Origin of the sequence: Pseudomonas atagonensis, from assembly GCF_011369485.1 — a bacterium.
Lineage (GTDB): Bacteria > Pseudomonadota > Gammaproteobacteria > Pseudomonadales > Pseudomonadaceae > Aquipseudomonas > Aquipseudomonas atagonensis.
This window is the reverse complement of sequence record NZ_VXCA01000035.1, coordinates 1-25,311: the sequence shown is the minus strand read 5'-3', so window position 1 is coordinate 25,311 and position 25,311 is coordinate 1. Positions and strand designations below refer to the sequence as shown.

Annotated in this window: 14 protein-coding genes; 7 read left to right on the top strand and 7 right to left on the bottom strand. The window is 62.4% G+C overall.

Going from position 1 to position 25,311, the window contains the following annotated elements; translation table 11 throughout:
• Positions 1-128: 128 nt before the first annotated feature.
• Together F2P67_RS23295 and F2P67_RS23290 are read left to right on the top strand one after the other, a co-directional pair.
• Positions 129-13,127: a non-ribosomal peptide synthetase gene (locus F2P67_RS23295; protein WP_166224277.1), complete on the top strand. Its 12,999-nt coding sequence runs from the start codon at positions 129-131 to the stop codon at positions 13,125-13,127.
• A gap of 229 nt (positions 13,128-13,356) precedes the next feature.
• Positions 13,357-14,169 carry an alpha/beta fold hydrolase gene (locus tag F2P67_RS23290; protein ID WP_166224274.1) on the top strand — a complete coding sequence of 271 codons (813 nt, stop codon included), beginning with the start codon at positions 13,357-13,359 and terminating at the stop codon, positions 14,167-14,169.
• Positions 14,170-14,200: 31 nt separating this feature from the next.
• Here the strand turns inward: F2P67_RS23290 and dsbG are convergent, their stop codons facing one another.
• From dsbG to F2P67_RS23270, 4 genes are all read right to left on the bottom strand, one after another.
• A complete protein-coding gene (gene dsbG / locus F2P67_RS23285) occupies positions 14,201-14,971 on the bottom strand; it encodes a thiol:disulfide interchange protein DsbG (RefSeq protein WP_166224271.1) in 771 nt (256 codons plus the stop codon).
• A complete protein-coding gene (locus F2P67_RS23280; protein ID WP_166224268.1) occupies positions 14,947-15,828 on the bottom strand; it encodes a TlpA disulfide reductase family protein in 882 nt (293 codons plus the stop codon). Before F2P67_RS23280 ends, dsbG begins: the two co-directional genes overlap by 25 nt.
• Positions 15,828-17,567, bottom strand: coding sequence for a protein-disulfide reductase DsbD (gene dsbD, locus F2P67_RS23275; protein ID WP_166224265.1), 1,740 nt, complete (start codon positions 17,565-17,567; stop codon positions 15,828-15,830). The genes F2P67_RS23280 and dsbD overlap by 1 nt, the downstream gene beginning before the upstream one ends.
• Before the next feature lie 111 nt (positions 17,568-17,678).
• A complete protein-coding gene (locus tag F2P67_RS23270; RefSeq protein WP_166224262.1) occupies positions 17,679-18,431 on the bottom strand; it encodes a hypothetical protein in 753 nt (250 codons plus the stop codon).
• Positions 18,432-18,685: 254 nt separating this feature from the next.
• On the opposite strand from F2P67_RS23270, the gene F2P67_RS23265 reads away from it, so the two are divergent.
• From F2P67_RS23265 to F2P67_RS23245, 5 genes are all read left to right on the top strand, one after another.
• The gene (locus F2P67_RS23265; protein WP_166224259.1) at positions 18,686-19,366 is read left to right on the top strand and encodes a response regulator; all 681 of its coding nucleotides are present in this window, start codon (positions 18,686-18,688) and stop codon (positions 19,364-19,366) included.
• The gene (locus tag F2P67_RS23260) at positions 19,366-20,688 is read left to right on the top strand and encodes an ATP-binding protein (RefSeq protein WP_166224256.1); all 1,323 of its coding nucleotides are present in this window, start codon (positions 19,366-19,368) and stop codon (positions 20,686-20,688) included. The genes F2P67_RS23265 and F2P67_RS23260 overlap by 1 nt, the downstream gene beginning before the upstream one ends.
• Before the next feature lie 111 nt (positions 20,689-20,799).
• Positions 20,800-21,285 carry a GNAT family N-acetyltransferase gene (locus F2P67_RS23255; RefSeq protein WP_166224253.1) on the top strand — a complete coding sequence of 162 codons (486 nt, stop codon included), beginning with the start codon at positions 20,800-20,802 and terminating at the stop codon, positions 21,283-21,285.
• Between the two features lie 143 nt (positions 21,286-21,428).
• Positions 21,429-22,841, top strand: coding sequence for an aspartate aminotransferase family protein (locus F2P67_RS23250; RefSeq protein WP_166224250.1), 1,413 nt, complete (start codon positions 21,429-21,431; stop codon positions 22,839-22,841).
• 83 nt (positions 22,842-22,924) lie between these two features.
• On the top strand, positions 22,925-23,161 hold the full coding sequence (locus F2P67_RS23245; protein ID WP_166224247.1) for an MbtH family protein: 237 nt from the start codon (positions 22,925-22,927) through the stop codon (positions 23,159-23,161).
• On the opposite strand, the gene F2P67_RS23240 is transcribed toward F2P67_RS23245, so the two are convergent.
• The 3 genes from F2P67_RS23240 to F2P67_RS23230 form a co-directional block, all read right to left on the bottom strand.
• Complete coding sequence (locus F2P67_RS23240; RefSeq protein ID WP_166224244.1) at positions 23,139-24,044, bottom strand: metal ABC transporter substrate-binding protein; 906 nt, start codon at positions 24,042-24,044, stop codon at positions 23,139-23,141. The two genes, F2P67_RS23245 and F2P67_RS23240, sit on opposite strands and share 23 nt — an antisense overlap.
• Positions 24,045-24,944: a metal ABC transporter permease gene (locus F2P67_RS23235; RefSeq protein WP_166224241.1), complete on the bottom strand. Its 900-nt coding sequence runs from the start codon at positions 24,942-24,944 to the stop codon at positions 24,045-24,047.
• A partial coding sequence (locus tag F2P67_RS23230; RefSeq protein ID WP_166224238.1) for an ATP-binding cassette domain-containing protein occupies positions 24,944-25,311 on the bottom strand: 368 nt, incomplete at its 5' end. The genes F2P67_RS23235 and F2P67_RS23230, both read right to left, overlap by 1 nt.

Sequence of the window (25,311 nt, the reverse complement as noted above, 5' to 3'; positions counted from 1 at the left end):
CGCAGCCCCGGACCTACAGCATTCCAATGCCTTGCGCGGTCGGCGAAGACCGTGTCCCGCATGCCTTGCACGGGCATGCCGCAGCCAACCCGATTCCACCAGCAAGCCGAATTCAGGCAGGAAACCTCATGACCGACGCGTTCGAACTCCCCAGCACCCTGGTCCAAGCCCTTCAGCGCCGCGCGGCCCTGACGCCGGATCGGCTGGCCTTGCGTTTTCTGGCCGAAAACGAAGAGCAGTCTGTGGTGCTCAGTTATCGCGAACTCGACCAGCGTGCGCGCACCATTGCTGCCGCGTTGCAGGCCGAAACCGGGTTCGGCGATCGCGCGGTGCTGCTGTTTCCCAGCGGCCCGGACTACGTCGCGGCGTTTTTCGGATGCCTGTACGCGGGCGTGATCGCGGTGCCGGCGTATCCGCCGGAATCGGCGCGTCGCCATCATCAGGAACGCTTGCTGTCGATCATCGCCGACGCCGAACCGCGTCTGCTGCTGACCAGCGCCGACCTGCGCGAAGCCTTGCAGCAGATCGACGGCGCGCCGCCGCTGTTGTGCGTCGATGCCCTCGACGCTGCATTGGCCGAGCGCTGGGTCGAACCGACCTTGCCGCAAAACCACATCGCCTTCCTGCAATACACCTCTGGCTCCACCGCGCTGCCCAAAGGTGTGCAGGTCAGCCACGGCAACCTGGTCGCCAACGAACTGCTGATCCGCCACGGCTTCGGCATCGACGTGAACCCGGACGACGTGATCGTCAGCTGGCTGCCGCTGTATCACGACATGGGGTTGATCGGCGGCCTGCTGCAGCCGATCTTCAGCGGCGTGCCGTGCATTCTGATGTCGCCCGCGTACTTCCTCGGCCGACCGTTGCGCTGGCTCGAAGCGATCAGCCAGTACGGCGGCACCATCAGTGGCGGGCCGGATTTTGCCTACCGCTTGTGCAGCGAACGGGTCAGTGAGTCAGCGCTGGAGCGCCTCGATCTGAGCCGCTGGCGTGTGGCCTATTCCGGTTCCGAGCCGATTCGTCTCGACACCAATGAGCGCTTCGCCGAGAAGTTCGCGGTCTGCGGTTTCAGCGAAAACAGTTTCATGGCCTCTTACGGTCTGGCCGAAGCGACGCTGTTCGTTGCCGGCACACCGCGTGGCACCGGCATTCCTGCACTGCGCGTCAACGACGAGGCGCTGGCGCAAAACCGCGCCGAACCTGGCGACGGCAGCCCGATCATGAGCTGCGGCATCAGCCAGCCGGAACACGCCGTGCTGATCGTCGAGCCGAGCAGCCTTGTTGAACTTGCCGACAACGCCGTCGGTGAAGTCTGGGCCGCCGGGCCGAGCATTGCCCACGGCTACTGGCGTAACCCCGAAGCCAGCGCCAAGACCTTCGTCCAGCACGCCGGCCGCACCTGGTTGCGCACTGGCGATCTGGGTTTCATGCGTGACGGCGAACTGTTCGTCACCGGTCGCCTGAAAGACATGCTGATCGTGCGCGGTCACAACCTGTATCCGCAGGACATCGAGAAAACCGTCGAGAACGAGGTGGAAGTGGTGCGCAGGGGCCGCGTCGCCGCGTTCGCGATCACTCAGGACGGCGAGGAGGGCATCGGCATCGCAGCGGAAATCAGCCGCAGCGTGCAGAAAATCCTGCCGCCAGAAGCGCTGATCAAAGCCATCCGTCAGGCCGTGGCCGAGGCGTATCAGGAAGCACCGAGCGTGGTGGTACTGCTCAACCCGGGTGCGCTGCCGAAGACCTCCAGCGGCAAGCTGCAACGTTCGGCCTGCCGCAATCGCCTGGTCGATGGCAGCCTCGACAGCTATGCCGTATTCCCGTCAGCCACCGCTGAAACCAGCGAGTCGACCGCGTCCGTCTCCGAACTGGAAGCGCTGATCGGCAAAATCTGGGCCGAGCAACTCAACGTCAAACAGGTCAACGCTGACGACCACTTCTTCCTGCTCGGCGGCAACTCGATTGCCGCGACGCAGGTGATTGCCAAGATTCGCGAAGAGCTGAGCCTGGAGCTGAACCTGCGCCTGCTGTTCGAAGCGCCGACCCTGTCCGCGTTCGCCGCAGCCGTGGCGCAACAGCAACAGGACGGCGGCAGCGCCCAAGGCGAAATCACCGCGTTGTCGCGCAACGAAGCGCTGCCGCAATCGCTGGCACAAAACCGTCTGTGGATCACCTGGCAACTCGACCCGCAAAGCAGCGCCTACAACATTCCCGGCGCCCTGCGCTTGCGCGGCGAACTCGACGAAGACGCGTTGCGCGCCAGTTTCCAGCAACTGATCGAACGCCATGAATCCCTGCGCACACGCTTCTTCGAACGCGACGGTGTGGCGCTGCAACAAGTCGACGCGGCAGGCGAGTTCAACCTGCAACTGATCGACATCAGCGATCTGTCGGTGCATGAGCGCGAAGCGCGCGCCCTGCAGATTCGCGAAGACGAAGCCCGTACCCAGTTCGATCTGGAGAAAGGCCCGCTGCTGTGGGTGACGCTGGTTCGCCTCGACGATGAAGATCACCAGTTGCTGGTGACCATGCACCACATCATCGCCGACGGCTGGTCGCTGAACGTGTTGATCGACGAGTTCTCGCGCCTGTACGCCGCCGCTTCCCAAGGCCAGCGCGCCGAACTCGCGCCGCTGCCCACCCAATACGCCGACTATGGCAGTTGGCAGCGCCAGTGGCTGGCGCAAGGCGAGGGCGAACGCCAACTGGCGTACTGGAAAGCACAGTTGGGCGAAGAGCATCCGGCGCTGGAACTGGCCACCGACCATCCACGTGCCAACAAGCAATTGCACAGCGCCGCGCGCCACAGCGTGCGCTTGAGCGCCAGCCTCAGCGAAGCGATTCGCAACACGGCGCAGGCTTATCAGGCGACGCCGTTCATGCTGCTGCTCTCGGCATTGCAGAGCCTGTTGCATCGCTACAGTGGCCAGCGCGACATCCGCATCGGCGTACCCAACGCCAACCGCCCGCGTCTGGAAATCCAGAGCCTGATCGGCTTCTTCATCAACACCCAGGTGCTGCGCGCCGACGTCGATTCGCGACTGCCATTCACCGAACTGCTGGCGCAAACCCGTCAGGCCGCACTCGGTGCGCAAGCGAATCAGGATCTGCCGTTCGAACAACTGCTCGAAGCCTTCCCGCAGGCGCGTGAACAAGGCCTGTTCCAGGTCATGTTCAACCATCAGCAGCGCGATCTTAGCGCGTTGAAACGCCTGCCCGGCCTGCTCGCCGAAGAACTTCCGTGGCACAGCCGCGAAGCCAAGTTCGACCTGCAACTGCACAGCGAAGAAGACCGTAACGGTCGCCTGACCCTGTCCTTCGACTATGCTGATGAGCTGTTCGACGCCGCGACCATCGAGCGCCTCGCCGAGCATTTCAGCAACCTGCTGCGAGCAGTTTGCGAACGTCCGGAACAAACCATCGGCGAGCTGCAACTGCTAACCGCCGCCGAGCACACTCAGCAAAACGCGTGGAGCATTGCCCCGTGCAGCCCGGCGCAACGATGGCTGCCGGAACTGCTGAATGAACAAGCACGACAGACGCCTGATCGCACCGCGCTGGTGTGGGACGGCGGCAGTCTCGACTTCGCTGAACTGCACGCCCAGGCCAACCGTCTCGCCCATTACCTGCGCGACAAAGGCGTCGGCCCGGACGTCTGCGTGGCCATCGCCGCCGAGCGTTCACCGCAACTGCTGATCGGTCTGCTGGCGATCATTAAGGCCGGTGGCGCCTACGTGCCGCTGGACCCGGATTACCCGGCCGATCGCCTGGCCTACATGCTCAGCGACAGCGGCGTCGAACTGCTGCTGACCCAGACGGCATTGCTCGACCGCTTGCCGGCCAGCGAAGGCGTCAGCGTGATCGCCATGGACACCCTGCACCTGGAAAACTGGCCGAGCCAGGCACCGGGCCTTCACCTGCACGGCGACAACCTCGCCTACGTGATTTACACCTCCGGCTCCACCGGCCAGCCGAAAGGCGTGGGTAACACTCACACGGCGCTGGCCGAACGTCTGCAATGGATGCAGAACACTTACCGCCTGAGCGACAGTGACGTGCTGATGCAAAAGGCGCCGATCAGTTTCGACGTATCGGTGTGGGAATGCTTCTGGCCGCTGATCACCGGCGCGCGCCTGCTGATCGCCGGCCCCGGTGAACATCGCGATCCGCATCGCATCGCGCAGCTTGTTCAAGAATATGGCGTGACCACGCTGCACTTCGTGCCGCCGCTGCTTTCGCTGTTCATCGACGAGCCGCTGAGCGCCGAATGCGCCAGCCTGCGTCGGGTGTTCTCCGGCGGTGAAGCGTTGCCGGCGGAATTGCGCAACCGGGTGTTGGCGCAACTGCCGGCGGTGCAACTGCACAACCGTTATGGCCCGACCGAAACCGCGATCAACGTCACCCACTGGCATTGCACCGTGACGGACGGTGAGCGCTCGCCGATTGGCCGTCCGCTGGGCAACGTGATTTGCCGCATCCTCGACGCCGATCTCAATCCGGTGCCGGCCGGTGTGCCCGGAGAGCTGTGCATCAGCGGCATCGGTCTGGCCCGTGGTTACCTCGGCCGTTCTGCGCTGACCGCCGAGCGTTTCGTCGTTGATCCTTTGGGCGAGCAGGGCGCGCGGCTGTACCGCACCGGTGACCGCGCACGCTGGACCCATGATGGCGTGATTGAATATCTCGGCCGCCTGGATCAGCAGGTCAAACTGCGTGGCTTCCGCGTCGAGCCGGAAGAGATCGAAGCGCGTCTGCTCGCTCAGGACGGCGTCGCTCAGGCCGCCGTGCTGGTGCGTGAAACCGTCGCCGGCCCGCAACTGATCGGCTACTTCACCGCCATCGATGCCAGCGAAAATCAGGACGCGCAAATCGCTCGCCTGAAAACCGCACTGGCTGCAGAGCTGCCGGAATACATGGTTCCGGCGCAACTGATGCGTCTGGACGCAATGCCTCTGAGCCCGAGCGGCAAACTCGACCGCCGCGCCTTGCCCGAGCCGCAATGGCAGGTGCGCGAGCACGTCGAACCGGTCACTGAGCTGGAACACCAGATCGCCGCGATCTGGCGCGAAGTGCTGGGCCTGAAACAGGTCGGCCTGCGCGACGACTTCTTCGCCCTCGGCGGTCACTCGTTGTTGGCCACGCAAATCATCTCCCGCACCCGTCAGGCCTGCGACGTCGAGCTGCCGTTGCGCGCCTTGTTCGAACACAGCGAGCTCGGTGATTTCGCCGAGCAGATCCGCCAGATCCAGGCCAGCGGTCGCACCAACAAACAGCCGCCGATCGACAAGGTCGATCGCAACAAGCCTGTACCGCTGTCCTATTCCCAGCAGCGCATGTGGTTCCTCTGGCAGATGGAACCGGACAGCCCGGCGTACAACGTCGGCGGCATGGCGCGCCTGCGTGGCGTCTTGCATGTCGAGCGATTCGAAGCGGCGCTGCAGGCGCTGGTCCTGCGCCACGAAACCCTGCGCACCACGTTCCCGAGCATCGACGGAGTGGCCCGTCAGCAGGTGCATGCCGAGACTGGCGTGCGCATGGACTGGAAGGATTTTTCGAAATTCGCCGCTGATGTGCGCGAGCAGAAAGTCCAGCAACTGGCCGACGACGAAGCGCATTTGCCGTTCGATCTGGAAACCGGCCCGCTGCTGCGCGCCTGCTTGGTCAAGACCGCCGAGCACGAGCATTACTTCGTTCTGACCCTGCACCACATCGTCACAGAAGGCTGGGCGATGGACATCTTCGCCCGGGAACTCAGCGCGCTGTACGAAGCGTTCGTCGATGACCGCGACTCGCCGCTGGAGCCGCTGCCGGTGCAGTACCTCGACTACAGCGTGTGGCAGCGCAACTGGCTGGAGTCCGGTGAGCGCCAGCGCCAGCTCGACTACTGGACTGCACAACTGGGTCGCGAACATCCGCTGCTGGAATTGCCGGGCGACCGGCCGCGTCCGCCGGTGCAAAGTCACCAGGGTGAGTTGTTCCGCTTCGACCTCAGCGACGATCTTGCCGCACGCGTCCGGGCCTTCAACGCGCAGAACGGTCTGACCCTGTTCATGACCATGACCGCCGCACTCGCGACCTTGCTTTACCGCTACAGCGGCCAGACCGATCTGCGCATCGGCGCGCCGGTGGCCAACCGTATCCGCCCGGAAAGCGAAGGGCTGATCGGTGCGTTCCTCAACACTCAAGTGCTGCGTTGCCAGCTCGACGGCCAGATGTCGGTCGGCGAGTTGTTCGAGCAAGTGCGCCACACCGTGATCGAAGGTCAGTCCCATCAGGACCTGCCGTTCGATCATCTGGTTGAAGCGCTGCAACCACCGCGCAGTGCGGCATACAACCCGCTGTTCCAAGTGATGTGCAACGTGCAGCGCTGGGAATTCCAGCAGAGCCGCATGCTCGCCGGAATGACCGTCGAGTATCTGGCTAACGACGCGCGGGCGACCAAGTTCGACCTTAACCTGGAAGTCACCGACCTCGACCATCGCCTCGGTTGCTGCCTGACTTACAGCACCGATTTGTTCGACGAGCCGACCATTGCGCGCATGGCCAAACATTGGCGCAACCTGCTGGAAGCGCTGATCGCCAACCCGCAACAACGCCTCAGCGAACTGCCGCTGCTCGATGCACCTGAACAGCTGCAGTTGCTGGCAAGCCTTGGCGTCGAACCGGGCGAGCGTCGTCTCGACCAGTGCATTCATCACCTGTTCGCTGAACAGGCACTGGCGCGCAAAGATGCGCCGGCCCTGACCTTTGCCGGGCAGACCTTGAGCTACGCCGAACTCGACGCTCGCGCCAACCGTCTGGCCTGGGCGCTGCGCGAGCGCGGTGTCGGCCCGCAAGTGCGGGTCGGTCTGGCGCTTGAGCGTTCGCTGGAAATGGTTGTCGGCCTGCTGGCGATTCTCAAGGCCGGCGGCGCCTATGTACCGCTGGACCCGGAATACCCGCTCGATCGTCTGCATTACATGATCGAAGACAGCCGCGTCGGCTTGCTGCTCAGCGACCGCGCGATGTTCAAGGCCCTCGGCGAACTGCCGTCGAACGTGGCGCGCTGGTGCCTGGAAGACGACAGCGCGGCGTTGGCCGATTACCCGCCCACCGAACTGCCGTTCATCAGCCTGCCGCAGCATCAGGCGTACCTGATCTACACCTCGGGTTCCACCGGCAAGCCGAAAGGCGTGGTGGTGTCCCACGGTGAAATCGCCATGCACTGCCAGGCCGTGATCGAGCGCTTCGGCATGCGTGCGGACGACTGCGAGCTGCACTTTTATTCGATCAACTTCGACGCTGCCACCGAGCGTCTGCTGGTGCCGCTGCTCAGCGGTGCGCAGGTGGTGCTGCGGGCGCAGGGTCAGTGGGACGCGGAAGAAATCTGCAGCCTGATCCGCGAACATCGGATCAATATTCTCGGTTTCACTCCGAGCTACGGCAGCCAGTTGGCGCAGTTCCTCGCGACGCAGAACGACATCCTGCCGGTGCGCATGATCATTACCGGCGGCGAGGCGCTGACCGGCGAACACCTGCAACGGATTCGCGCGGCGTTCAAACCGAGCCTGTTCTTCAATGCCTACGGCCCGACCGAAACCGTGGTCATGCCGCTGGCCAGTCTTGCGCCGGAAGTGCTGGAAGAGGGCGCCGGCAGTGTGCCGATCGGCAGCGTGATCGGTGATCGCGTGGCCTACATTCTCGACGCCGATCTGGCGCTGGTGCCGCAAGGCGCGACCGGTGAATTGTTCGTCGGTGGCGCCGGTCTGGCGGTGGGGTATCACGAGCGTGCAGGCATCACTGCCGAACGTTTCGTCGCCGACCCGTTTGCCGTCGATGGTGGGCGCATGTACCGCACCGGTGACCTGGTACGCCAACGCGCCGACGGTCTGGTGGAATACCTGGGGCGGATCGACCATCAGGTGAAGATCCGTGGTTTCCGCATCGAGCTGGGCGAGATCGAAACCCGCCTGCTCGATCACCGTTCGATCCGCGAAGCGGTGGTGCTGGCGCTGGATGCGCCGAGCGGCAAGCAACTGGTCGGCTATCTCGTGACCGAGGTCGCTTCGCGAAGCGAAGCCGAGCAGGCCGAACTGCGTGAAGCACTGAAATCCCATCTCAAGACGCAATTGCCGGACTACATGGTGCCGACGCACCTGATCCTGCTGGCGAGCATGCCGCTGACCGCCAACGGCAAGCTCGACCGCCGCGCCTTGCCGGCACCGGATCCGGAGCTCAATCGTCAGGATTACGTGGCGCCAAGCAACGAGCTGGAGCAGACCCTGGCGCAGATCTGGTGCGAGGTGCTCAACGTCGAGCAGGTGGGTCTGAACGACAACTTCTTTGAACTGGGCGGCGACTCGATCCTGTCGATTCAAGTGGTCAGCCGGGCGCGTCAGCAGGGCATTCACTTCAGCCCGCGTGATCTGTTCCAGCACCAGACCGTGCAGACGTTGGCCGCGGTCGCCAGTCGCAGTGAAACCGTGACGGCCGAGCAAGGTCTGGTGACCGGCGAATCGCGTCTGACACCGATCCAGCGATGGTTCTTCGACACCGAGATTCCCGAGCGTCAGCACTGGAACCAGGCGTTGCTGCTGGAGCCGACGGTTGCGCTGGAACCTCATCGTCTGGAGCAAGCCCTGTTGGCAGTGATCGAGCAGCATGACGCCCTGCGTCTGCGCTTCAGCGAGGTCAAAGGCGCATGGCAAGCGACTCATCAACCGGTGACCGATGCCGCCGTGCTGTGGCAAGTCCGCGTGCCGTCGATGGACAAGTGCGCCGCACTGTTCGCCGATGCCCAGCGCAGTCTCGACCTTGCCCAGGGCCCGCTGTTGCGTGCCGTGCTGGTCGATGGGCCGGACGCTCAGCAACGGCTGTTCATCGCCATCCATCACCTGGTAGTGGACGGTGTGTCGTGGCGCGTTCTGCTCGACGATCTGCAAACCGTGTATCGCCAGCTCAACGCCGATCAGTCGGTGAAACTGCCGGCCAAAACCAGTGCCTTCAAGGACTGGGCGGCGCGCTTGCAAGCCTATGCCGGCAGCGAATCCCTGCGTGAAGAACTGAGCTGGTGGCAGGCGCAACTGGCCGGTCCGAACGCCGACTTGCCGTGCGAACGCCCTGAGGGCGGCCGGCAGAATAGCCATGCGCAAACCGTCAGCGTGCGTCTGAATGCAGAAAAAACCAAACAACTGCTGCAACAGGCACCGAGTGCCTATCGCACGCAGGTCAACGACCTGTTGCTGACCGCACTGGCCCGCGTGCTGTGCCGCTGGAGCGGGCAGCCGTCGGCGCTGATTCAACTGGAAGGCCACGGCCGCGAAACCCTTTTCGACGAGATCGACCTGACCCGCACCGTCGGCTGGTTCACCAGCGCCTATCCGCTGCGCCTGACCCCGTACAACATCGAAGAAGCCGCCGGGCAGGGCGCTTCGATCAAGGCGATCAAGGAACAACTGCGGGCCGTTCCGCATAAGGGCCTTGGTTATGGCGTGCTGCGATATCTGGCCGATGACGCCAGTCGCGCAAGCATGGCGGCACTGCCGAACGCGCCGATCACCTTCAACTACCTCGGCCAGTTCGACCAGAGCTTCGGCAGCGATGCGCTGTTCCGTCCGCTGGATGAATCGGTTGGCGCCGCCCACGATCCGCACGCACCGTTGCCGAACGAGTTGAGCGTCGACAGCCAGGTTTACGGTGGGGAACTGCTGCTGCGCTGGACCTTCAGCGCCGAACGCTACGACGCCCAGACCATCAACGACTTGGCCGATGCCTACGTCGGCGAGTTGCAGAGTCTGATCGAACATTGCCTGCAGGACGAGGCCGGTGGTCTGACGCCGTCGGACTTCCCGCTGGCGAAACTGACCCAGGCGCAGCTCGATGCACTGCCGGTGCCGGCGGCGCACATCGAAGACGTGTACCCGCTGACGCCGATGCAGGAAGGCATGTTGCTGCACACCCTGCTCGAGCCGGGTACCGGTCTTTACTACATGCAGGATCGCTACCGTATCAACAGCGACCTCGACCCCGAGCGTTTCGCCCAGGCCTGGCAAGCGGTGGTTGCCCGTCACGAAGCGTTGCGTGCCTCGTTCTGCTGGAACGTTGGCGAAGACATGCTGCAAGTGATTCATACGCCGGGGCGTACGCCGATCGAGTATCTCGACTGGAGCGCCATCGCCGAAACCGAGCAGGAGCCGAAGCTACAAATTTTGCTCAAGACTGAACGCGAGGCCGGGTTCGATCTGCTCAATCAGGCACCGTTCCACCTGCGTCTGATCAAGGTCGGCGCGGCGCGTTACTGGTTCATGATGAGTAACCACCACATCCTGATCGATGCCTGGTGCCGTTCGCTGCTGATGAACGATTTCTTCGAGATCTACACCGCGCTCGGCGAAGGTCGTGAAGCGCAATTGGCCGTGCCGCCGCGCTACCGCGATTACATCGGCTGGCTGCAACGCCAGAGCCTGGCCGAAGCGCGTCAGTGGTGGCAGCAGAACCTGCAAGGCTTCGAGCGCACCACGCCGATCCCGAGCGACCGCCCGTTCCTGCGTGAACACGCCGGCGAAAGCGGCGGCATGATCGTTGGCGACCGCTACACGCGACTGAATATCGAGGACGGCGCCCGACTGCGCGAACTGGCTCAGGCCCACCAACTGACCATCAACACCTTCGCCCAGGCGGCGTGGGCACTGGTGCTGCGACGCATGAGCGGTGATCGCGACGTGCTCTTCGGCGTGACCGTGGCCGGGCGCCCGGTGGAGATGCCGGAGATGCAGCGCACCGTCGGCCTGTTCATCAACAGCATCGCGCTGCGGGTGAAGATGCCGGAAGACGATCAGCGCGCCAGCGTGCGTCAGTGGCTGAGCGCTCTGCTCGACAGCAACATGCAACTGCGCGAGTACGAATACCTGCCGCTGGTGAACATCCAGGAGCAGAGCGAACTGCCGAAAGGCCAGCCGCTGTTCGACAGCCTGTTCGTGTTCGAAAACGCCCCGGTGGAAGTCTCGGTGCTGGATCGTGCGCAGAGCCTCAACGCGACGTCGGATTCGGGGCGCACGCACACCAACTTCCCGTTGACGGCGGTGTGCTACCCGGGCGATGACCTCGGCTTGCATCTGTCTTACGACCAGCGTTACTTCGACGAATCGACCATCGAGCGCATGCTCGGCGAGTTCAAGCGTCTGCTGCTGGCGCTGGTCGACGGCTTCCATGGCGACATGGCTGACCTGCCACTGCTGGGCTTTGATGAACAGGACTTCCTGCTCCACGGTTGCAACCAGAGTGAGCACGACTATCCGCTGGAGCAGAGCTACGTCGAGCTGTTCGAAGCGCAGGTCGCGCAACATCCGCAACGCATTGCCGCCAGTTGCCTCGATCAGCAACTGAGCTATGTCGAGTTGAACCAGAACGCCAACCGTCTCGGCCATGCACTGGTCGCGGCCGGGGTGCAGATGGATCAGCCGGTGGCGCTGCTGGGTGAACGCAGTCTGGATCTGCTGGGCATGATCATCGGCAGCTTCAAGGCCGGGGCCGGTTACCTGCCGCTGGACCCGGGCCTGCCGAGCCAGCGCCTGCAACGCATCATCGAACTCAGCCGCACGCCGGTTTTGGTGTGCACCGAGGCTTGCCGTGAACAGGCTGCGACCTTGCTGGATGAGTTCAGCTGTGCCAACCGTCCACGCCTGCTGGTGTGGGAAGAGATTCAGGCTGGCGCAGTTTCGTCGGCGAATCCGGGTATCTTTAGCGGCCCGGACAACCTGGCCTACGTGATCTACACCTCGGGTTCCACCGGATTGCCGAAAGGCGTGATGGTCGAGCAGCGCGGCATGCTCAACAACCAGTTGAGCAAAGTGCCGTACCTGAACCTGAGCGACGCCGATGTGATCGCCCAGACTGCTTCGCAAAGCTTCGACATTTCGGTCTGGCAGTTCCTCGCCGCACCGTTGTTCGGCGCGCGAGTGGACATCGTGCCGAACACCATCGCCCACGATCCGCAAGGCTTGCTGGTGCATGTTCAGCAGCAGGGCATCACCGTGCTGGAGAGCGTACCGTCGCTGATCCAGGGCATGCTCGCTTCGGATCGCCTCAGCCTCGATGGTCTGCGCTGGATGTTGCCGACCGGTGAAGCGATGCCGCCGGAACTGGCGCACCAATGGCTGCAGCGTTATCCGCAGATTGGTCTGGTCAACGCCTATGGCCCGGCGGAATGTTCCGATGACGTGGCGTTCTTCCGTGTCGACCTGGCCTCGACGCGCGGCAGTTACCTGCCGATTGGCACGCCGACCGACAACAATTTGCTTTACGTGCTCGATGGCGCGCTGGATCTGGTGCCGTTGGGAGCGGTAGGTGAGTTGTGCGTGGCCGGCACCGGTGTCGGTCGCGGGTATGTCAGCGATCCGCTGCGCACCGCGCCGGTGTTCGTGCCGAATCCGTTCGGTGCGCCGGGCGAACGCCTGTATCGCACCGGTGACCTGGCGCGGCGTCGCAGCGACGGTGTGCTGGAGTACGTCGGCCGGGTCGATCATCAGGTGAAGATTCGCGGCTACCGAATCGAGCTGGGCGAAATCGAAGCGCGTCTGCATGAACAGCCGGAAGTGCGTGACGGCGCGGTTGGCGTGCAGGACGGCGTCAACGGCAAGCATTTGGTCGGTTATCTGGTAGCGGCCGATTCGGCACTCAACCCGAACGAACGTCTGGAGCGGATCAAGCAGCGCCTGCGCGCCGAACTGCCGGAATACATGGTGCCGCTGCACTGGTTATGGCTTGAGCAGATGCCGCTCAACGCCAACGGCAAACTCGACCGCAACGCCTTGCCGGCGCTGGAAATCGGCCAGTTGCAGAGCCAGGACTATGTGGCGCCGCGCAACGAGCTGGAGCAGACACTGGCCGATATCTGGGCCGAGGTGCTGAAGGTCGACAAGGTCGGCGTGCGCGACAACTTCTTCGAACTCGGCGGCCACTCGCTGCTCGCCACGCAGATTGCCTCGCGGGTGCAAAAAACCTTGCAACGCGATGTGCCGCTGCGGGCGATGTTCGAATGCAGCACGGTGGAGGAACTGGCCGATTACATCGATGGACTGGCGGCCGGTGACATGACGGAGGAGAAAGTGGATCGCTTGAATGATCTGATGGCGGAGCTGGAAGGCTTGTAATTTTCAGCGTCTGCAGCGCCCCTTTCGCTGGCGAGCCAGATCCCACAGTTTCAGCGGTGAGCACAAGTCTTGTGTACGACATGAAACCCTGTGGGAGCTGGCTTGCCAGCGATGGCGTCAGTGCCTTCAACACCATTCAACAGCTACATTCACGTACATCTCGACGGTTGACGATAAGGAACCGGCAGCTCAGTCTGCCGGTTCTGTTTTTTACCGCGCAGGTGAATCGATGGCTTTCTTCGAAGTTGACGGACAAGCGCTGCACTACATTGATCAAGGCACTGGCCCGGCCGTACTTCTGGCCGGAAGTTACCTGTGGGATCAGGCCATGTGGGCGCCGCAGATTGCGGCGTTGTCACCGCACTATCGGGTGATCGCGCTGGATCTGTGGGGGCACGGTGAATCCGGGCGCTTGCCTGATGGCAGCACTTCTCTGGACGACATCGCCCGTCAGGCGTTGGCACTGCTCGATCATCTGCAGATTGACCGGGCCACGCTTGTCGGCCTGTCGGTCGGCGGCATGTGGGGCGTGCGTCTGGCGTTGTCGGCGCCGCAGCGGCTCAACGGTCTGGTGCTGATGGACACCTACGTCGGCGTCGAACCCGAACCCACGCGTCAGTATTACTTCTCGCTGTTCAAGCAAATCGAAGAAAGCGGTGAGATCAGCGAGCAGTTGCTCGACATCGTCGTGCCGATTTTCTTCCGCCCGGGCATCGATCCACAGTCGGCGCTGTATCAGGACTTCCGCGCCAAACTCGCCGGCTATTCAGCTGAACGCCTGCGCGAAAGCATCGTGCCGATGGGGCGCATCACCTTTGGCCGTGACGATCTGTTGCCGCGTCTGGGCGAACTGAATGCGGCCACCACGCTAGTGGTCTGCGGCGATCAGGACAAACCACGCCCGCCGTCGGAAGCACGGGAAATGGCTGAGCTGATTGGCTGTCCGTCTGTGCTGGTGCCGGAGGCGGGGCATATCTCCAATCTGGAGAATCCGCCGTTCGTGACCGACACGCTGCTGAAGTTTCTGGCTGAGCTGAAGTAACGAAAACGCCCACGCATTGCGTGGGCGTTTTTTATTTCGGCCCGAGAATCTTCGCCAGCTTGTCCGGCGAAGGCGCACCTTGCTGCTGTTGCAGTTCACCCTTGTCGTCCATGTAGAAAATCGCCGGGGTGGCCTGCAGTTCGAGGTCTTCCATCAACTGCATGTTCGCTGCCAGTCTGGTTTGCACCGCTGGCGGAATGTCTTTCATTGGTTTGAGGGTGCTGGCCTTGCCGGCCTTCTCGTGGTCTTCCAGGGCTTTTACCGGGTCTTTGGCGGCCAGCAGCGCGGCGGATTTTGCCGGGCTGTCTTCGCGGATGATGCCGACCATGATGTGCCGCAATTGCACCTTGCCGGACTTGACCCACGGCCGCGCCTGTTCCCAGAACATGTTGCAGTACGGGCAGTTCGGGTCGCTGAACAGGTACACGGTGCGCGGAGCATTCTTGTCGCCGTCCTGAATCCAGTTGCTCGCCTCGAACTTCGCCCAGACTTCCTTGGCCAGCGGCGCATAGACCAGTTTCTGCAACGGCTCGCTGCTCAGGTCCTTGCCGTCGGCGTCGTAAAGATTGCCCAGCAGCACGTGTTTGCCGTCTGGGGTCAGGTACAGCGCCATGCCACGGTTCTGGTATTGCGCCGCGTAACCGCGCAGGCCGTCCGGAGCATCGAACTGGCCGACGATCTTCGCGCCTTTGGCTTCGATCTGTTTGATCGCCGCGGGCAGTTCTTCGGCAGCGTGCACCGACGGCAATTGCAGCAGGGCGGTGCCCAGGGTCAACGTCAGCAGGTGGCGGAGGCGGGGCATGGCAGTTTCCTTGCAGAGGTGGCCGGTGCAGCGGCCGGGTTCTGATTTGAATGAGGGACGTCGAAGTTTTCCAGGGCGCGGGCCAGACTGGCGTTCGACAGTTCGCCGAGATGGCTGCCCAGCAGGCGACCGTCAGGGCTGTAGAACAGCGTAGTCGGCAATGCCATGGAACCCACGGCCTGGCCGAGACGACCGCTGCGGTCGAACAAAACGTTGCTCAGGCTCAGGCCTTGGGTTTCGAGAAACGTTGCCACGCTTTGCATGCTTTCGGCCTGGTTGACGAACAGGAACGTCAGATCCGGGCGTTGCTGCTGGGCGTTTTCCAGCACCGGCATCTCGCGCCGGCACGGCGGGCACCATGTCGCCCAGAGGTTGATCACCAACGGGCCGCCCTGATAGTCGCTGAGTTTCACGGTCTCTCCAGCGGCGTTGCGCAAGGTGATATCCGGCAGGCGTGTGCCTTGTTCGTAGATGTTCAGCGACAGCGTCGCCAACAACCAGAACACCACGCCGCTGACCACGCCGAAGCCCAGCGGGCGGCGCAGACCCGGGCGGCGCCAGCCCCGATACAGCGCCGCCAGCACCAGCACGATCACCCCCGGCCAGGCGAGGAAACCACCGTCGCGCAGGTCGATGATCTGCCACGGATCGTTGCGGTAGTGACTCCAGTACAGCGCCACAAAAGCGCCGCGCGCCGCGAGCATGCCTAACAGGAACAAGCTGAACAGCGCCGACTCGGGGTTATCGCCACCGCGTTTGGCCACGCGCCAGCCGACAAACGTCGCCAGTGCCAAGGCACTGATCAGCAGCAGGTGGTTAAGGGCAATGGCAAAGGTGCCGAGGGTGAAGGTCAGCATTAACGGGCGTCTCGGGTGGTGGTCCAGCGTTGCAGGAAAGTGTCGGCATCCACCTCACCGGTGATGCGCTGGCTGCGACGCTCTTCGCCGTCGGCGCCGATCCACACAAAACTCGGTGGCCCCGGCACTTTGTAACGGCCGAGCAGTTCGCGGCTGGCGGCATTGTCGGCGGTCACGTCGAGCCTGAGCAAGCGCACATCGCTTAGCGCCTGCATCACGCGCGGCTGGCCGAAGACCTGTTTTTCCATGACTTTGCACGACACGCACCAGTCGGCGTAGTAATCGAGCAGCACCCACTGCCCCTGTGCCCTGGCCGCATCGAGTTCGCGTTGCAGCGCAGCCGGTTCGTTGATCGTGGTGAACGCCTCATGGCCGTCGGGCGCTGCATTGGCGATACGCCCGGCGCTGTAAACCTGCAGCGGCTGATAAGGATCGTCGCTACCGCCGGCGGCGCCGATCACCAGCAGACTGCCCCACAATCCCAGCAACAGCGAACTGGCGCCGAACAACTGGGCGATGCGGCCAAAGCCTTCGGACTGTTTCCAGGCGCAAAACGCTGCGATCAGTAACAAGGCGCCGCACAGGCCGAGCCACAACGACGCGTCCAGCACCGGACGCAACATCAACAGCGCGGTGGCAAGGAACAGGAAACCGAAAACGCCCTTGAGCAGGTTCATCCACGCGCCGGGCTTGGGCAGGAAGCGATTGCCGACGGTCACCAGCAACAGCAGCGGTACACCAATGCCAATGCCCAGCGCGAACAGAATCAGCCCGCCGTGCAAGGCATTGCCGCTCTGCGCGATATAAAGCAGTGCACCTGCCAGCGGCGCAGTCATGCACGGGCCGACCAGCAAACCGGACAGCGCGCCGAGTACGCCAGCGCCAATCAGGCTGCCACCGCTGCGACTGCGCGAGGCATGTTCGAGGCGATCACGCAGCGCTACCGGCAATTGCAATTCAAAGAAACCGAACATCGGCAGCGCCAGTACCACGAACACAGCGGCAAAAGCACCGAGCAGCCACGGATTCTGCAGCCATGCCTGCAGATTGGCCCCCAGCAACGCAGCGACTACGCCCATCGCCGCATACACCAGCGCCATGCAAATCACATAGCTGCTGGCCAGCGCGAAACCACGGCGCGGCGTCGCGCCGCTGCCGACAATCATGCCCGCCAGAATCGGCAGCATCGGTAATGAACAGGGAGTGAAGGCGAGCAGTAAGCCCAGGCCAAAGAACACCAGCAGACTCCAGCCCAGCGCCCGTTGTTGCAGGCTGCTGGCCAAGGCCTGATCCGGCGCTTGATCGCCTGCACTGGCTGCTGGCGGTGCCTTGCCGCCGAGGTCGATGACCCGCGTTTGCGGCGGATAACACAGGCCCGCATCGGCGCAGCCCTGATAACTGACTTTGATCTGGCCGCTGGCCGAGGCCGGAATTTTCAGCTCCAGGCCCTGGCGATAAACCGGTTGCTCGCCGAAGAACTCATCGTTGTGCGATTCACCCTCGGGCAGAACCGGTTGTTGGTCTGCGCTGAGCCCATCGAATTTCAGGCGTTTCTGATACAGGTAATAGCCGTCGGTGATTTGCCAGAACAGCTGGGTTTCGCCGGATTCCAGGCGTTCAGAGGTCAGCACGAACGCCTTGTCGACCGGCAAGAAATCGGGTTTCGTTTCGAAAGGATTGTTGCCTGCCTGGGCCAGACCCGACAGCAACAGCGCAAACAGAAGAAAAATATGACGCATGGAGGAGCCTTGTCCCTGTGCAAGTGAGTGCACAGTGGCGGTCGGCGATTAACCGATGATTAACCGCCACTGCCGATAGATCGAGGGCTGGCGTCGGTACTGTTTTAATCCTTAATCGCGCAGCAAGCCTGGCCAGGTGGCGTTATCAACCTTTTTTGGTCCGTATTCCAGTTGGTTTTCTGGAATGTTGTAGGCGAGATATTCATTGTCCGTAAGGAAAATATATAAACGGCTGTCTGCAAACGAACGATCATTTTGTACTGCAGTGATGATTCGGTCTTTATACGGTGTAATACCTGGCCATGTCGTTTCGGAAATGGCAGCCAGTTGAACTTTCGAGTCGCCCTTGTAATAAGTAAAGTTCATTTCGCTGAGGCCGTCGTATTCACTGGAAGGATCCAGCGTCATTTCAAGCGAGTTTCCATCGCTCAGGATGAAACGGAAACGCCCCCTGCTGTTCGAGTCCCACCAGACACCGGCAATGATCCGGTCAAAGTACGGGATCAAGACTTTCCAAAGTGTGTTCTCCAACGGATCAGTGCGAATGACCCGGTCGCTATCCTGGTCGTACTCACACACCATCGGCGTGTCGCCGTCTACGTAAAACAGCCAGAGCGTGTCATCGTCGGCCCCCCGTGCAGTCGTTTTAAGAAGATCGGTGGTGGTAAAACCGAAACGTATATTTGGGGCGTGCGGAGCAAAAGCGCCCCAGCGATCCGTGCCAACGATGCGAGGATATCCGTCGGGAACTTCGTCATCGGCAATATTGAATCGAGAGTAAGTGTCAGTGTCCTTGAAGAAAAAGAAGATACAGTCCCTTCCCGAACGCCAGTCGACGGCGACTACGTTTTGCATGGCCGGCATTTATTAGTTCCTTTAATGATTTTAAATAAGTGTCATGTTGCTGGTGTCGGGCGAAGTCTATTGTTTGAGTGCTGGCTTTATAAGTGTTGAAGCGTGTGCAGTTGTGTCGTTTCAGGAAGTTACTTTGATTTGTCCGTTTTTTTACGGATGTCTCAAAGGATCGCAGATCCACACTTCTCCCACGCTGGCGTGCGCGCCATAATTGCGCCTTAATCCATGACTGATTGAATCGCGATTTTTCCCACGGAGCTGCCATGCACGTACTGGTCTGTGAAGATGACGAGCTGATTGCCAGTGGCATTGTTGCCGGGCTGACGGCGCAGGGCCTGACCGTCGAGCACGTCAACACCGCGTCGAAAGCGCGAGCGATGCTCAAGGTTGCCGAATTCGACGTGATGGTGCTCGATCTCGGGCTGCCAGACGAAGATGGTCTCAAGCTGTTGCAACAATTGCGTCAGCAAGGTCTGGAAATTCCGGTACTGATCCTGACGGCGCGTGACTCTGTGACCGACCGCGTCGACGGCTTGCAGGCCGGTGCCGATGATTACCTGCTCAAGCCGTTCGATCTGCGCGAACTGTTCGCCCGTCTGCAAACCCTGCTGCGCAGAGTCGCCGGGCGCAGCGTCAACCTGATCGAGCATGGCGCTCTGACCTACGATCCAAGCAGCCGCGAAACCACGCTTGCCGGTCAGCCGGTGGACTTGTCGCGTCGTGAGCAATCACTGTTGCAGGCCTTGTTGCACAACCGTGGCCGGGTGCTGTCGACCGAGCAGTTGAAGGACAGCGTTTACGGCTTCAACGATGAACTGGAAAGCAACGCACTGAACGTGCACATCCATCATCTGCGCAGCAAGCTCGGCAAAGGCATTGTGGAAACCGTGCGCGGTCTGGGCTATCGCCTGGGCCCTGCCGATGGTGGAGATCAAGGCAAGTGATGAGCCTGCGACTGCGCCTGAGCCTGACCCTCGGCGCCGCGTTCGCGCTGATCTGGGCGCTGGCAGCGGCCTGGATGCTCAGCGACTTGCGCAACCAGATGATGTTTTCCCTCGACCAGCGTCTGGTGGCTTCGGCGCGCATGGTCGCCGGCTTGCTCGAGCAACTGCCGGCCTTGCCGAGCAAAGGCGAGGGCACCCATTTCAGTGCCGAGCAGTTGAACATTCCCGGCGGCATGGCCTGTCAGGTCAGTTCGCTGCGTGGGGAAATTCTCGCGCGCAGCCACAACCACCCCGAACAAGCGCTGGAAGCGGAGAAAATGGGCTTCCACGATCAGATGATCGATGGCGCACCGTGGCGCAGTTTCACGCTGGCGCGCGGTGATGTGCGCATCACCACGGCGGATCGGCAAATCGAACGCGAAGCCTTGAACATGTCGATTTTGCTCGCGGCTTCGGTACCGGTCGGCGTCGCGCTGCTTGGTTGTCTGTGCCTGTTGTGGCTGGGCATCGGTCAGGGGCTGGCGCCGCTCAATCGCTTGCGTGAAGCACTGATGCGGCGCAATGCCGACTCGCTGGAACCGCTGCAATTGCAGTCGTTTCCGAGTGAACTGAAACCGCTGCTCGATACCCAGAATCAACTGTTTCAGCGCATCGGCAAGACCATCGAGCGTGAACGGCGCCTGACCGGTGATGCCGCCCACGAACTGCGCAGTCCGTTGACCGCCATCAAAACCCACCTGCAAGTGGCGCGCATGACCGAAGGCAGTGCCCGCGATCAGTCGCTCGCCCGTGCCGAGGAGGGCGCCGACCGTTTGCATCGCACTCTCGAACAGTTGTTGTTGCTGGCCCGGGTCGAGGGCAGCCTGTCGTTCGATGACGGCTCGCAGTGCAGCGCCGAACAAGTGGCGCGGCTGGCGATTCAGGATGCCACCGGTGGTGAGCGTTTGCGGATCAAACTGCACCTGCCCGAGAACCTGTCGCAGGCGCCGTTGCAGATGCCGGCGGTGTTGTCGATTGCCGCGCTGCGCAATCTGCTCGACAACGCGCTGCGTCATACGCCAGAGGACTGTGCCGTCGAGGTGAGCCTGGAAACCATCGGCAATCGCGTGCGTTTCATTGTGCGCGACCACGGGCCGGGGATTGCACCGGATGACCTGCAACACCTGACGCAACGATTCTGGCGTAACGGGCAAAGCACGGGCTGCGGTCTGGGATTGGCGATTGTTCAGGCCATCGTCCAGCGCTGTGACTGCGCCCTGCATTTCGACAGCCGTCCGGATGGTTTGCGGGTCGAACTGACCATGCCGCTGCAAGCCCTTTGAACGTCCGCAAGTTCGTGGCACATCAAATGTAACTTCTCTCCATTAGTCATTCGGCTGCCACGACGGTAAGGTCAGCGCAGCCTTGACTCAATGGATTGAGGGAACAGCGCCATGGAAGCACCCATCTGTATTGGCCCGGCCACACGGGCCGACGCCGGCATCATCTGTCGCATCATCGAGCGTTCCATCCGCGTCGGTTGCGCGCTCGATCACCGTAATGAAGTTCTCTGTGTAAACGCCTGGATCAGTCGCCAGTCCGCTGACCTCATCAGCGCCTGGCTGGCGGACCCGCATCGCTATCTCAGCATCGCTTCGGCCCAAGGCAAACCGATTGGCGTCGGTATGGCCTCGGACAACGGCGACATTCTGTTCTGTTACGTGTTGCCGGAATGGTTTCGTCGCGGTGCGGGGCGAGCGTTGATGACCGACATGGAAGGCTGGTTGCAGATTCGCGGGTCAGCCCGCGCGCACCTCGACAGCACCCGCACCGCCGAAGCCTTTTACCGGCGTCTGGGTTATCAGGCGTCCGCGCCACAACCGGCCCGTCGACGCTTGAAAACCTTGCCCATGTACAAGCGATTGGCGCTCTCGGGCTGACAAGTCGATCAAGGGTCTAAATCCTCGCCCCGCTTAAGCGTTTCCAGAACAGGAAAACCTGCAAGTGCGCCCCGCGACCGGAACGCGCACCTGCCCGGTGTGCTGTTTGGTCACTATCCATAGCGTATTGAAGGGGTCGAGAGATGTCAGTCGCCACCAGCCTTATCGAAGAGTCGTCGGCCCGGGTCACCTCCGCGCCGGCGGAAACGCTGTACCAGTTCAATGAATCACCGTTGCTCGCCCGCCAGAGCCAGCAGGAATCCAACGCGCGCAGTTATCCGCGGCGCATTCCGCTGGCGCTCAAGCGCGCCAAGGGTTTGTACGTCGAAGACGTTGAAGGTCGTACCTTCATCGATTGCCTGGCCGGAGCCGGTACGCTGGCGCTGGGTCACAATCACCCGGTGGTGATCGAAGCGATCCAGCAAGTGCTGGCGGATGAATTGCCGCTGCACACACTGGACCTGACCACGCCGGTCAAGGATCAGTTCGTGCAGGATCTGTTCGGTTTGCTGCCGGCCGATCTGGCGGCACAGGCAAAAATCCAGTTCTGCGGCCCGACCGGCACCGATGCCGTGGAAGCAGCATTGAAACTGGTGCGCACTGCGACCGGTCGCAGCACCGTGCTGTCGTTCTCCGGCGGTTACCACGGCATGAGTCAGGGGGCGTTGAGCCTGATGGGCAGCCTGGGCCCGAAAAAGCCTTTGGGCGCCTTGCTCAGTAATGGCGTGCAGTTCATGCCGTTTCCGTACGACTACCGTTGCCCGTTCGGCCTCGGGGGAGCGGCGGGCGTGAAGGCCAACCTGAGTTACCTCGACAACCTGCTTAACGATCCTGAAGCCGGCGTGCAACTGCCGGCGGCGGTGATCGTTGAAGCGGTGCAGGGCGAAGGCGGGGTGATCCCGGCGGACATCGAGTGGCTGCGCGGATTGCGCCGCATCACCGAGAAGGCTGGCGTCGCCTTGATCGTCGATGAAATTCAAAGTGGTTTTGCCCGTACCGGCAAGATGTTTGCCTTTGAGCACGCCGGCATAACCCCGGACGTGGTGGTGTTGTCCAAAGCCATCGGCGGCAGTCTGCCGTTGGCGGTGGTGGTCTATCGCGACTGGCTCGACACCTGGCAGCCGGGCGCCCACGCCGGGACTTTCCGTGGCAATCAGATGGCCATGGCCGCAGGCTCTGCCGTCATGCGCTATCTGGTCGAGCACAACGTCTGCGAGCACGCCGCCGCCATGGGTGAGCGCCTCGGCGAACATCTGCAGATCCTGGCGCGGGACTTCCCGCAACTGGGCGACATTCGCGGACGTGGCTTGATGCTCGGCGTCGAACTGGTCGACCCGAGTGGCACCCCGGATGCGCTCGGCCATCCGCCGGCGTTCGCGCGTCTGGCGCCACTGGTGCAGCGCGAGTGCCTCAAGCGCGGCTTGATCCTGGAATTGGGCGGCCGCCACGGTGCCGTGGTGCGCTTCCTGCCGCCGCTGGTGATCACTGCCGCCGAAGTCGATCGTGTGGCCGAGATTTTCGGTCGTGCGTTGGCCGCTGCCACCGCCGCGCTGTAAATTTTTCGCGGCGCCGAACGTTCTTTCTTTATACCCGGCTGCACCCGTGGTGCAGCCCACCCTTACAACGATGGAGAACCAGCATGACGTCAGTATTCGACCGCGAGGACATCCTCTTTCAGGTCGTGGTCAACCACGAAGAGCAGTACTCGATCTGGCCGGATTACAAGGCCATCCCGGAAGGCTGGCGCACCGTGGGCAAGAGCGGCCTGAAAAAGGAGTGCCTGGCCTACATCGAAGAAGTCTGGACCGACATGCGTCCGCTGAGCNNCAGAGCGTGGGAACGATCACTTCTCCTCAGGCGCCGGCCAGGCTCTTGAGCAGCACATCCACATTGCCTTCCAGCTCTGCCACCGGATCCGCCGCATCGGTGCTGAGCACCAGCAGATGACTGCCCGATTCGGTAATCGCCGCTTTCACCGCGTCCGACGGCTGCCGATGGTGCAGCACCACCGCCACGTCATTGTCTTTCAGGGTGGCGGTCAGTTTTTTCAGATCCTCCGGCGTCCACTCGGCATCCGCTCTCGCATCTTGTCCGATCAGCTCCAGATTCAGGCTGCCGATCAAATAGCCGAAGTGATCGCTCAGGCTCATCACACTCAGGTTGTCGGCACTGGCCAGACGCGCCTCGCTGTCGGCGCTGAGTTTGAGCAGACGCTGCTTCAACGCTGTCAGATTCGCCTCGATTTTTGGTTTGGCTGCCGGGGCCAGGCGCACCAGATCCGCCGCCATCACATCAGCCATGCGTCCCATGTTGTTGCTCGCCAGCCATGGCTGGCTGTTCAGCCCGTCGACCTTCGAGCCCGGCTGCACGGCGATCCCGGGCAGGGCACCGTCGACCGGGCGGGCGGCGTCGACTTCAACGATCCGGATGTTACTGCGGCGGGCGATCGGGTACAGCGGATCATCGGCCCACAGCGAACGCACGCCGATCACCGCGTCGGCGTCGGTGGCCAGTTTGCTCAGGGCCGGAGCACCACGCCCGGTGAAGTAGGCAGTCTGGCGACTGCCCGGCAGGTTCGCTGGCGCCGCACGTTCGAGTTTGACGTCAGTGCCTTTGAGCAGTACTTCGCCCAGCCCGTAAGTGATTGGCAGCGAAGTCAGTACGTGTAGCGGTTTGGCGCTTTCGGCTGCCATCAACGGAGAGCAGACCACGCCGCACAGGGCCATGGCCAGGGTCAGTTTGCGCATTGAAAAAGTCATTTATCCAAGGTTCCCTTTCAGGCTCGGGACAACCCCGCGCGCGATGGCGGCGAGGGCGAAAGCAATGCCGGCGACCAGAATGATCGCGGCGCCGGAAGGTATCGGCAGATCGAAGACGATCGGCGCGAGAATCCCGCACAACGTGCTGACCGTGGCGATCAAGACCGAGCACCAGAAAAAGCCTTTCAGCGACTGACTGAGCAAGCGTGCCGCCGCAGCCGGAATCACTAGCAAGGCACCGACCAGAATCGCACCGATGACTTTCACCGCCGCCACGGTGATCAGCGTCACCAGAATCACGAACAGATAATCCAGCGTCTTCACCGCCACGCCGCGCACGGCCGCCAGCTGCGGGTTGAAGCTGGCGAGCATGATGCGGTTGTACAGCGGCAAAGCGAGGGCCATGACCAGCGAGCCAACAATGGCCAGCACCAGCAAGTCATTGCCATTGACCGTCAGAACCGAGCCGAACAGCACGTTTTCGAGAATGTGCACGTTGATCTTGCCGGCGAGAATCAGCAGCAGGCTCGCGCCCAGCGCCAGTGACACCGACAGGAACACGCCGATCAGGGTGTCCGGTGCCAGGCCGGTGCGGTTGCGCAGGTAATTGAGCAGGATGCCGAACAGCAGGCAGTAGCCGAACAGGCTGCCGAAAGGCCCGGTGTAGGGTTCGCCGAGCAGAATGCCGATGGCCACGCCGGTCAGCGCTGCGTGGCCGACCGCTTCGGAGAAAAACGCAAAGCGTTTGACCACCACCAGCGTGCCGAGACCGCCGAGCACCGGGCCGATCAGCAGACCGGCAAGCAACGCATTGACAACAAAACCGTAGGCCAGCGCTTCCGGCAGATAACCGGACGAGGCCCAGCCTTGAACCATCAAACGAAAGGCTTCATAACTCATCAGACAGCGCTCCGTGGATGGGTGGAGAACAGGCTCAGCAGACGCTCCGGGGTCAGCGCCTGTTGCGGCGTGGCATCGAACAGCACGCGGCGGTTGAGGCCGGTGACGCGATTGGCCAGACGCCCGACGGCTTCCAGATCGTGTTCGATCCACAACACGGTGATGCCGGCCGCACGCCAATCGCTGAGCAGGCGTTCGAATACCTGAATCCCGGCTTCATCGAGGGCCGACATCGGTTCATCCAGCACCAGCAATTGCGGAGCAGGAATCAGCCCTTGAGCGAGCAGTACCCGCTGGCGCTCACCGCCGGACAGTGCGCCCATGCGGCGTTTGCGTTTGTCCTGCATGCCGACCCGCTCCAGTGCCT